Here is an 8,468-nt window from a genome sequence, read left to right as displayed (position 1 = left end):
GCTGCAGGCGCATCAAGGGCAACGGCACTCCACATCATGCTGACAAACAAGCGAAACGTGCTCGATTCGCCGACAGCCCCATTACGGCATCTTTCACTTTTCTGCTTGGCGGAAGGACCGAAGCAGAAGGCGCCTTACCCGAACAGCCCTTTGGCTCTGTAGTTCGGGTTGGGGATGGTTTCGATCCAGCCGCCCTGTTCCTTGATGCTCTCGAGTGCCGCCGAGAGCGGATAAGCGCCCTCGGCAGCGCTCCACCAATAGGCACCGCGCTTGAAGGTGATGATCTTGCGGCGACCGTCGTTGAAGCAGGCCACCCGCAGCGTTTTGGGTTCCTTACGTGACATGGGTGTCTCCGTTCTCCGTGTGGTCAGGCGGCCTCGGCACTGCGCCCTGCCCTGCCCGTCTCCGATCTGGCGATCAGATAGTCGCAGGCGCGCTGCGCATCCGCGGCGTGCTTGAAGATCGCGTTCTTGTCCGAGCGCAGGACGCGCAACCAGTTGTGGAGGTAGGCGGCATTCATCTCGAGCGTATGCGCCGTGAAGCCGAGCGTCTGACCCAGGAACACCGAGGTCAATTCCGCGACGATCTCCTCGCGCGCATAGGACGTGTTGCCGAACTTCGAGAACCCGAAATCACGGTTCAGCCGATGGGGGGCCTTCGTGGCATGGGCCAGCTCATGGGCCCAGACCCCGTAGAAATTGCGCGGGTCCTGGAACCGCGTGATGGACGGCATGTAGACCTTGTCCACGGGCGGCAAATAATACGCCTCCGTGCCCGTGAAGACGGTTGTGATGTCGATGGCGTCAAAAAACGCCTGCATGTGCGGGATAGGCTCGGACGGAGGATGCTCGGGCGCGGGCTCCGGGTCGGGGAAGAAGCTGTCGGGCAAGCCCTCGATCTGGCAGGCATTGAACACGCGGTAGGATTTCTGGAAGCGGAAGATGCGGGCTTCCTCGGAGCGATCATCGCCATCGCTGCGGTCGTCCTCGCCGCCCGCGTCTTTCCGGCTTTGGCCGTAATAGACGACGACAGAGGATTTCTCTCCCTTGCGGACCTTTGCGTCCAACGCATTGGCCTGCGGCAACGTCATCCAGAAGGGAGAGCTGTGGCCCGCCATCACGGTCCGCATCGTCAGCAGGAAGTTGTTCACTCCCTGGTAGGGTTCACCGCCCACGCGCAGGGGGCGAGAGCTGCCACCTGCGGTCCAGGGCTTGCGCCACGGCAGGACGCCGCGCTCGATGATACGGATGATTTCGTTGGTGATGACCTCGGAGGCATCGAATTTGGGCGTGCGTGATCGGGCCATGGCTGGCCTCCTTTCGAGTGTTGGTGAGAGGAAATGGGGATCAGATTGACTGACGGGGGCGTGGATCGTTGGCGATCCTGGCACCGAGGGCTTCGACCATGTCGATGTAGGTGGTCAGCGACACGGACCTGCCGGGACCCCAAGGTTCAGAGTCGCCCGATCCGTCCCGCGCCACCCGCGGCAAGTTCGCGAAGGCGATGACATCGGTGACGGGTAGGATATCGATGAACGGGGTCCCTCGTGCGACCGCAAGAGTGGCCAAGGGAAAGCACTCGATCGGCGCGAAGGTCGAAACGGTGGTCCAACCGAGATGGAGGAACGTCCCGCCCTCTCCGCAGATCACATGCGCGTCCGGCAATGTCGCCGCCTGCATGAGATAGCCGAGATCACGCAGGACAGTCTCCCGCTCGCTCCGCTGAGCCTGCCCCGTCTGGCCGGTTCGGCGTAGTTCCTTGTGTCGCCACCACGAGGCAGCGGTCGCGCGCAACACGCGCAAGACACCTGTTTGCATCGGAATGCCCTTCATCAGGAAAGACAGACCGGAATCCGGCCCGGACCCATCTGAGGGACCCCAAAGGCCCTCATCCGTCAGTCACAAAACCCGAAGGACACTTTCACTCTTTAGGGATCTGATGCCGGAGAATGTTAAATGCGAAGCTCATGAGAACCTAGGATCCTGTACTTTCCGGCATCAGATCCCAATGAAGAACAGGATCAGGCCCTGACACCCTTTTTCGGGCACCCTCAGGCCTGACCTTCCCCGGCCCTCCTCTTCCTCTCAAACCCCAAGATTTCTGCAGGCGACTTGTTTTTGTTCCTTTTATGTTCTATTCTGAAAGCCGCGCTATGAAGGGAGATCCCCGATGGAAAGCACCACTTACGCCCTGCCCGCGACGCCAAAGCAGGTCGCCTTTGCCGAGCGTCTCGCCCGCATCAAGCGCCGCGCCGTGCCGGACGAATGCTTCCGCGACAAGGGGCTGATGTCGAAGTGGATCGATGGGAACAAGTGAAGCTGGGTAGACCCTGCGCTGATCGAGATTACTTCAGCCGATCGACAACGGATGCCCCGCCCGACCTGGCAAGCGCGATCAGGCTGGACTGGATCTTGGATGTGAAGACGGAACTGAACGTGCCGATGGGCGTGCGGTCCTCCCAGACATATGACCGCTCCAGAATATCGGTGTTGATCTCGTCCAGCATGACCCATTTGCGGACATGGGTCTCTAACCCCACGCGCTGCGACTCGATTTGTGGCACCTCGATAAACTTGCGCGAAGGCAAGGGCGGCTGCGTCGTGATCGGCAGGATGAACACCACGGTCTCGCTATCGGACTTGGCGACAGTGACGGCGATACAGACAGGCCGTGTCTTGCGGCCCTCGGTCTCACCCGCCATCTGCTCGCGTTTCCACAGGAACGGATAGCGGAAAACCTCTCCAGCACTCGGCCTAGTCATCAGACTGCGTCAAGTCCCGCTCGAGCCCTTCTATCATCAGCGCCTTGAGATCCTCGGGCATCTCGTCAACCATATGAGCCTGTTGCGTAGCCCCCCGCGCGAGCTGCTGGTACTGGTCCATGCTCATCAGCACGAATTTGGGTTTGCGATGCTTGGTGATCGCAATCGGCGACCGTATGGCCGCGTCGAACAGGTCACTGGTGTGCCGCGTCAGGTCGGCCGCCTTGAACTCGGGAAGCTCTTGCATGATCTTGGTCTCCATTCGTGCAGAATATACATATATTCTGGATATTCTGCAAGAGATGGGTTGAGCCCTCCCATGTGTCATCCGAACCGCTGCACGGTCTCAGTGTAGGTGTACACATTGGCGGTGATGCCGTTCTCGATGGACTCGTCTGAGGTCAGATGGTCGTAGCCGCGATAGACTGCCAGCGCGCCGTAGCGGTCAAACATGACGAAGGCCCCTGCCCGCCCGATGTCTGTCGGATTGAAGGCTAACGGCCGGATCTCGATCTTCTGGATCTCTGCTTCCAACACGCCAAGCTGCGTATCGATCTCGGGGGAGTTCATCTTGTCTAGCGTACTCTTTTTCCAAGGCCTGATACTCGGAGAGTAGTTTGGTATGGGTCGCTTCTTCATCCGTCACCAGCCAATCGAGCAGCATTGTGCCATCCTCAGCGTTATAAGCATTAACACAGACAAACACGGCGGTAAGGGTGGCCACCTGGGCCGAGGCGTCTGTGAACATCTAGCAAACTTGGAATGGCTTCTTGTTCCATGATAAGTTGATCACATCCCAGACCTGCACCTGACGCGGGTGATCTGGGTTCACCTTCAAACCAACATTCTTCTTCTTGATGATCGTATGGTTTGAAGTGTGCCGCAATTGTCTCTTGATCTTCGATGGCTATGCAGAATCACTAGCCGGTCGAGTTTATGTGGCAAGAGCATCAGTTTCCTTGCCTCATCATAGCGTCAAGGTAGGCGTTGTTGTTTTTCACCTGTCCTGTGCTGGCTCTCAAAATTAATTCGTCGAGTGCAATAAGGAGCTGCCCTGGACCTCGTTCTCTAAGGTGTTTCATGATCCTGCCTTGTTCTATTCTTAGCAATTTTCCGACATCGGCTAATATTTCGAGAACTGATTGATGATCTCTTGGTTCATGCGGGAAGAAGTCCGATACGTTTTTCAGGTCCGTCCAAGCCATATTTGTTGGATCTCGGCGTTCCTGAAAACCAGAGGTGCTGTGAGCATCTGCTCTATCCTTTTTTATATTCAATCTTGTGGGTTCTACGTGCCGGACATTTTGCCCGTCGTCGCCGGACATTTGGTCGGGCATTGTTTCCTGAGCGTCTTGGTTTCCGGCCGGAAACTCTCTGATGGTCGCTCCGACCAATTCTGCCAGCCTCTTGATAAGCTCTATGATTTCGTCGGCTTTGAGAGTTGCACGGCGTAGGATGTTTCGTACGTCCTGGAGAAATGAGACAGTCTCAACATCCTTTGCTTGGCGCAAAGCCTCGACACGAAGAGCCAGTGCCTCCGCCTTGAGTGACCGTAGCTTTTCCTGATCGCCCACAAGCTGTTCTGCGTGTTCGGTGAGCTCTCTTTCCCGATCATACATTGGCTGCAGATCGAAGCCAAAGGCATCTCTGATCAATCCACCGTAGCGAAGAGGGAACCGTTTGCGGGTTGCGCTATCCCTGCGCTGGATCAGCCCGGCATCCACGAGGTGTCCGATACACCGTCGAATCGTTCTCTCGTTCAGGCCGTTCGTTCTCTCAGACAATGATGCGTTTGAGGGAAAGACGATAGTCATTGGAGCTGTTTGTCCGGCCTTCTTCGGCATGAAGCTGATCAAGGCCTGCAGTGTTACTAGGTCATTTGGTGTCAGACCGAGTTCTTTGCGAAGCGCTCGGATCGGCTCGATGACCCTGTACGGGTTCGTACCGGGTACAGAAGATCGTTCCGCCAAGGCGGGTGTGTGAGAAAATACCTGTCTCATGATGATATCGGCTGAAAAAGCTTCCCCGTTCACCGCGAACGGTGTTGAAAACGATTCGGCTTCGGGGTATCAATCAGGTGTCTAAGCTAATCGAGGCCCTTCGGAAGCACTGCTTTCGGGGGGTCTTTCCTTTTCTGGCCTGTCCTCCTTTCTGCTCAGTTTTCGTTGTCTTCTATGTCAGGACCATCAAGATCCTGATCCCTGCCGGAGACTGGGTTACCTATGGGTTCCATTTTCTCTGTGGTAATGATCTGCCCTGGACCAGCGGCCTTCGCGTTCGCCAACGCGAGAAGAGCGGCCTCTGGATTCTCAGAGATCCACTTATGAAGCCCGTCATCTCCGCTCTTGACGGTGATGATCACGTTTCTCTTGGTGACCTTCACCATCCCGAGTTCTGTCTTGATTGCCGATGGGGCAGGGGGCTTGTGCTGTTTCAGGAGCCCTTCGAAGATCGCAAAGCGTTCGTCGGAGGTCTTCCCTGAACCTCTGGATTCCATGAGAGCATCATGGAATTCTCGGTTTCCGGCCGGAAACCCTTCATCTCCTGAGAAGCCAAGGCTCTCATAAGACTTTGCGGCAGCATACCAACGATCCCGTCCAACCCCGGGTGCCGCCCCGATCTTTTGGATGAGTTCAGTCGGAATACAGGAAGTGACTTGTTTCATGCGAGCAAGTCCCGTGAGCTTGTCACCGGCTTTCCTGGCTTTCTGATCGATGTTGAGGGCGTCACAGACCAGTCCCTCATCCTTGCCGGACTCTATGAGAGAACGTGCAAACAGGGCTTTCTCGATCCAGCTGAGGTCTTTTCGGAAGCTGTTCTCTTGGCCTTGTGCAAGAATCGCTTGATCCTCATCCAAGCCTCTGATGAGAGCCTTTGCGGGCTTGCCAATAAGTCGAAGGGCCGCTAATCGCCTGCGCCCATAGATGATCCTGTACCGGCCCCCTTCGGGACTCAGAAGTATCGGGATAAGCTGTCCCTGCTTGTCAATGCTTTCAGCCAGTTCCCTGATGTCATCTTCGTCATCCAGGGCCAGACGATCCTGGAACTCGGAATCATCAATAAGGTCGGTACTGATTTCTTGAATTGAAGATTGTGCCGCATCCTGAAGAGAACGGGCCATTCCCGAAAGGGCAGGGGCTCGTGACTGGGTTCGAGTCGGAGAAATCGACGAGCTCTGCTGCTTTTCTTCATCCTCGGGAATGTCGAATGTGACTTTGCGGGCCATTACTTACGCCCCCATGCCGTTTTGATGAGCCCTTCGACCTCCGCCACAACCCCGTTGATGGACTCGATAGCCCGATCGTACGTCTGGCGATGAAAATCCGTTCTGGCGATCTCGAACAGTGTCTGTTGCGTGAGCCCAGCGTCAGAGACTGCAGAGGATTTCAGGAAAGGCTGAGTAAGAACGTCATCCGTGAACATGGTCCGCAGGAATGCCGCCATCTGGGTTTGGGGGCCGTCATTGGGCTCGAAACGAGTGATTAGAAATCTCATGAAGTCCCAGTCGGGCGATGCGCCCACATCAGCAATTGTTGCCATGAGGCTGGATGTGAGCTGCAGGAATTGGGCCATCGAGGCGACGTCAAGCATGCTTGGAATGACAGTGACGACTAGGGATGTCGACGCCACCAAAGCCGATAGTGTGGTAAACCCGAGTTGCGGTGGGCAGTCGATGACGACAATATCGTAGTCTGTCTCAACTTCATTAATGCAAAGGGCAAGCCGCTGATAGAACGGCGGCCTGATATTGTTTCGAAGGGCGTGTGCGGTTTCGGTCTCGAACTCAGAGAGCAACAAGCCGGCCGCGGCTAGATCGAGGTTGTGGAAATACGTTTTGCGCACAACGTCTCTAAATGGGATAGGGTCCTCGTACCGAAGGGCATCGTACACCGTTCCGGCCTCAGGGAAGTCGATTTCCGGCCGGAAACCGAACATGGTGGTCATTGAGGCTTGTGGGTCGAGATCGATTGCCAGAACTCGATAACCATCAAGGGCAAGCTTTTGGGCCAGATGGATCGCCGTTGTCGTCTTCCCAGCGCCCCCTTTGAAGTTGGCGATCGAAATGATCTGGATATGCTCCCCATCCCGACGACGAGGAACGATATGCTGGAACTTGGTGCTTGACCGGGCTATTTCGTGGCGCGCTATATCGATTTGCTCTGCAGTGTAGAACCTGCGGCCGCGGGCGTCTGTCTCGATATCACCGAGATCGAGCTTGTCCTCGAAAAACATCTTCCGCAAAAAATCTTGGCTTACACCGAGGATCTGGGCAACTTCCGTGGATGAGAAGCGTCTGAGAGCCTTTCGTTCATCAGGTAGAAACGACTTGCGCATATTCACATCAAGCGATTTGCTTAGACGTGTCGCCATCGTTTGGATCTTTTGATCCATTCTGATCCGCTGCTCGTTCATGCCCGTCCCGCCGCCCGTCTTCCGGGTCTATCTTGAGAAGGAACGCAAAACCGCCGGAAACTGATGGTTAGCGTTCTTCCGCAAAAATGTCAGGAAAGCGTTTGACAGGCAAGGATTTTTTCAAATGGTGGGCCGGTATCCCGTGAAATCATTTATTTACAATGACTTATCTTATTTCGCGGATCCAGCGCGTCAAGTGCTTGTGTCGCTGCCATCTCTTAAACGCAAGATGTACCCGATTCACATAGGCGATTTTGCTTCCAAAGAACGAATCTGAGTCACTTAAATCATTCCCAGACTCTCGGCTCGCTCCAACAGCATCTTGACCGATGAGGGCTGCCATCTCGTTCGGCCACGGGGCGTGCGTTCGCGCATAGACTCCAGCCGCTCACAGATCGCTTGAAGCGTGATGTCAGGATCTGCGCCCTTGATGCCAGCAATAATGGCGGGCAGGCGATCGTCCGTTTCGCGGCGCCCGGCGCGGGCCAGCACCTCGGTAGGCAGGAAGCCGTCGCGGACATAGGCCTTCACGGCGCGCAGCAGGCGGCTTTGGGTCCAGCGACGCGCCTCGGGCAAGGGGCCGTTGATGATGCGCAGCACGTCCTCCCAAGCCAAGTCGGGTCGCAACCGGCGCACCTGGGGCACCCAATCTTGTGCCGTCTCGTTCAAACGCTCCATGTAGCCGTCCTGTCGCGCCAGCCGCACTTTGCGAAGAGCAGCTGGGTCTTTGGCACGCAGCCCAGGGTTCCCGCCCACGCGGCCCTTTGTGCGCGCGCTGGCGAGGCCGGCCTTGGTGCGTTCCCGGATCAGGGCGCGCTCGAACTCGGCCGCAGCGCCCAGGACCTGCAGCGTGAACTTGCCTTGCGGGGATCCGGTGTCGATGGGGTCCTGGATCGAGCGAAAGAACGCCCCCTTGGCCTCCAGCCGCTCGATCACCTCCAGCAGATGCGACAGCGACCGCGCCAGTCGGTCGATCCGAACGACGACCAGCGTGTCGCCCTTGCTGATCCGTTCAAGCACCCGCGCCAGCACCGGCCGCGCACGATTGCCGCCCGAGGCCTGTTCTTCATGGATCTCGGCGCAGCCTGCGGATTTCAGGGCCTGCGACTGGGGCAGGGGGGTCTGATCCTCGGTCGATACGCGGGCATAACCGATGAGTGGCATCAAAACAGTCTTATTGCAGTTTTATACATCGCTATTAAACGACCGTTTGTAAACGAATGCAAGTAGGTGCTCTCTCATTGTGTTCGTCCATAATGCCTTGGTTTTCTTGCGCTGAGCGCGATCTGAGAGG

11 protein-coding genes are annotated in these 8,468 nt (G+C 56.8%); 1 reads left to right on the top strand and 10 read right to left on the bottom strand.

Annotated elements, in window-relative coordinates; all coding sequences use genetic code 11:
• Positions 1-134: 134 nt before the first annotated feature.
• The 3 genes from ACSSV8_RS19660 to ACSSV8_RS19650 are packed head-to-tail and all read right to left on the bottom strand — an operon-like array spanning position 135 to position 1,817.
• Positions 135-344 carry a DUF6330 family protein gene (locus ACSSV8_RS19660; protein ID WP_454283603.1) on the bottom strand — a complete coding sequence of 70 codons (210 nt, stop codon included), beginning with the start codon at positions 342-344 and terminating at the stop codon, positions 135-137.
• Between the two features lie 23 nt (positions 345-367).
• A complete protein-coding gene (locus ACSSV8_RS19655; RefSeq protein WP_454283602.1) occupies positions 368-1,306 on the bottom strand; it encodes an ArdC family protein in 939 nt (312 codons plus the stop codon).
• A 40-nt stretch (positions 1,307-1,346) separates the two neighbouring features.
• The gene (locus ACSSV8_RS19650) at positions 1,347-1,817 is read right to left on the bottom strand and encodes a hypothetical protein (protein WP_454283601.1); all 471 of its coding nucleotides are present in this window, start codon (positions 1,815-1,817) and stop codon (positions 1,347-1,349) included.
• 352 nt (positions 1,818-2,169) lie between these two features.
• On the opposite strand from ACSSV8_RS19650, the gene ACSSV8_RS19645 reads away from it, so the two are divergent.
• Positions 2,170-2,316 (top strand): hypothetical protein, encoded by a 147-nt coding sequence (locus tag ACSSV8_RS19645; protein WP_009820216.1) that lies wholly within the window; start codon positions 2,170-2,172, stop codon positions 2,314-2,316.
• 28 nt (positions 2,317-2,344) lie between these two features.
• Here the strand turns inward: ACSSV8_RS19645 and ACSSV8_RS19640 are convergent, their stop codons facing one another.
• From ACSSV8_RS19640 to ACSSV8_RS19610, 7 genes are all read right to left on the bottom strand, one after another.
• Complete coding sequence (locus tag ACSSV8_RS19640; protein WP_254656527.1) at positions 2,345-2,761, bottom strand: hypothetical protein; 417 nt, start codon at positions 2,759-2,761, stop codon at positions 2,345-2,347.
• Positions 2,754-3,008 carry a type II toxin-antitoxin system prevent-host-death family antitoxin gene (locus ACSSV8_RS19635; protein ID WP_254656526.1) on the bottom strand — a complete coding sequence of 85 codons (255 nt, stop codon included), beginning with the start codon at positions 3,006-3,008 and terminating at the stop codon, positions 2,754-2,756. The genes ACSSV8_RS19640 and ACSSV8_RS19635 overlap by 8 nt, the downstream gene beginning before the upstream one ends.
• Positions 3,009-3,085: 77 nt before the next feature.
• Entirely contained in the window at positions 3,086-3,331 is a 246-nt protein-coding gene (locus ACSSV8_RS19630) for a hypothetical protein (protein WP_009820213.1), read from the bottom strand.
• A 380-nt stretch (positions 3,332-3,711) separates the two neighbouring features.
• Entirely contained in the window at positions 3,712-4,761 is a 1,050-nt protein-coding gene (locus ACSSV8_RS19625; RefSeq protein ID WP_040652346.1) for a helix-turn-helix domain-containing protein, read from the bottom strand.
• A 155-nt stretch (positions 4,762-4,916) separates the two neighbouring features.
• Positions 4,917-5,987, bottom strand: a complete 1,071-nt coding sequence (repB, locus tag ACSSV8_RS19620; RefSeq protein WP_454283600.1) for a plasmid partitioning protein RepB — start codon at positions 5,985-5,987, stop codon at positions 4,917-4,919.
• Positions 5,987-7,174, bottom strand: a complete 1,188-nt coding sequence (gene repA, locus ACSSV8_RS19615; protein ID WP_037930882.1) for a plasmid partitioning protein RepA — start codon at positions 7,172-7,174, stop codon at positions 5,987-5,989. The genes repB and repA overlap by 1 nt, the downstream gene beginning before the upstream one ends.
• Before the next feature lie 282 nt (positions 7,175-7,456).
• On the bottom strand, positions 7,457-8,338 hold the full coding sequence (locus ACSSV8_RS19610; protein ID WP_454283599.1) for a recombinase family protein: 882 nt from the start codon (positions 8,336-8,338) through the stop codon (positions 7,457-7,459).
• Positions 8,339-8,468 lie beyond the last annotated feature (130 nt).

This window comes from Roseovarius sp. MBR-79, from assembly GCF_053628555.1.
This window is presented reverse-complemented; position numbering and strand designations above follow the sequence as displayed.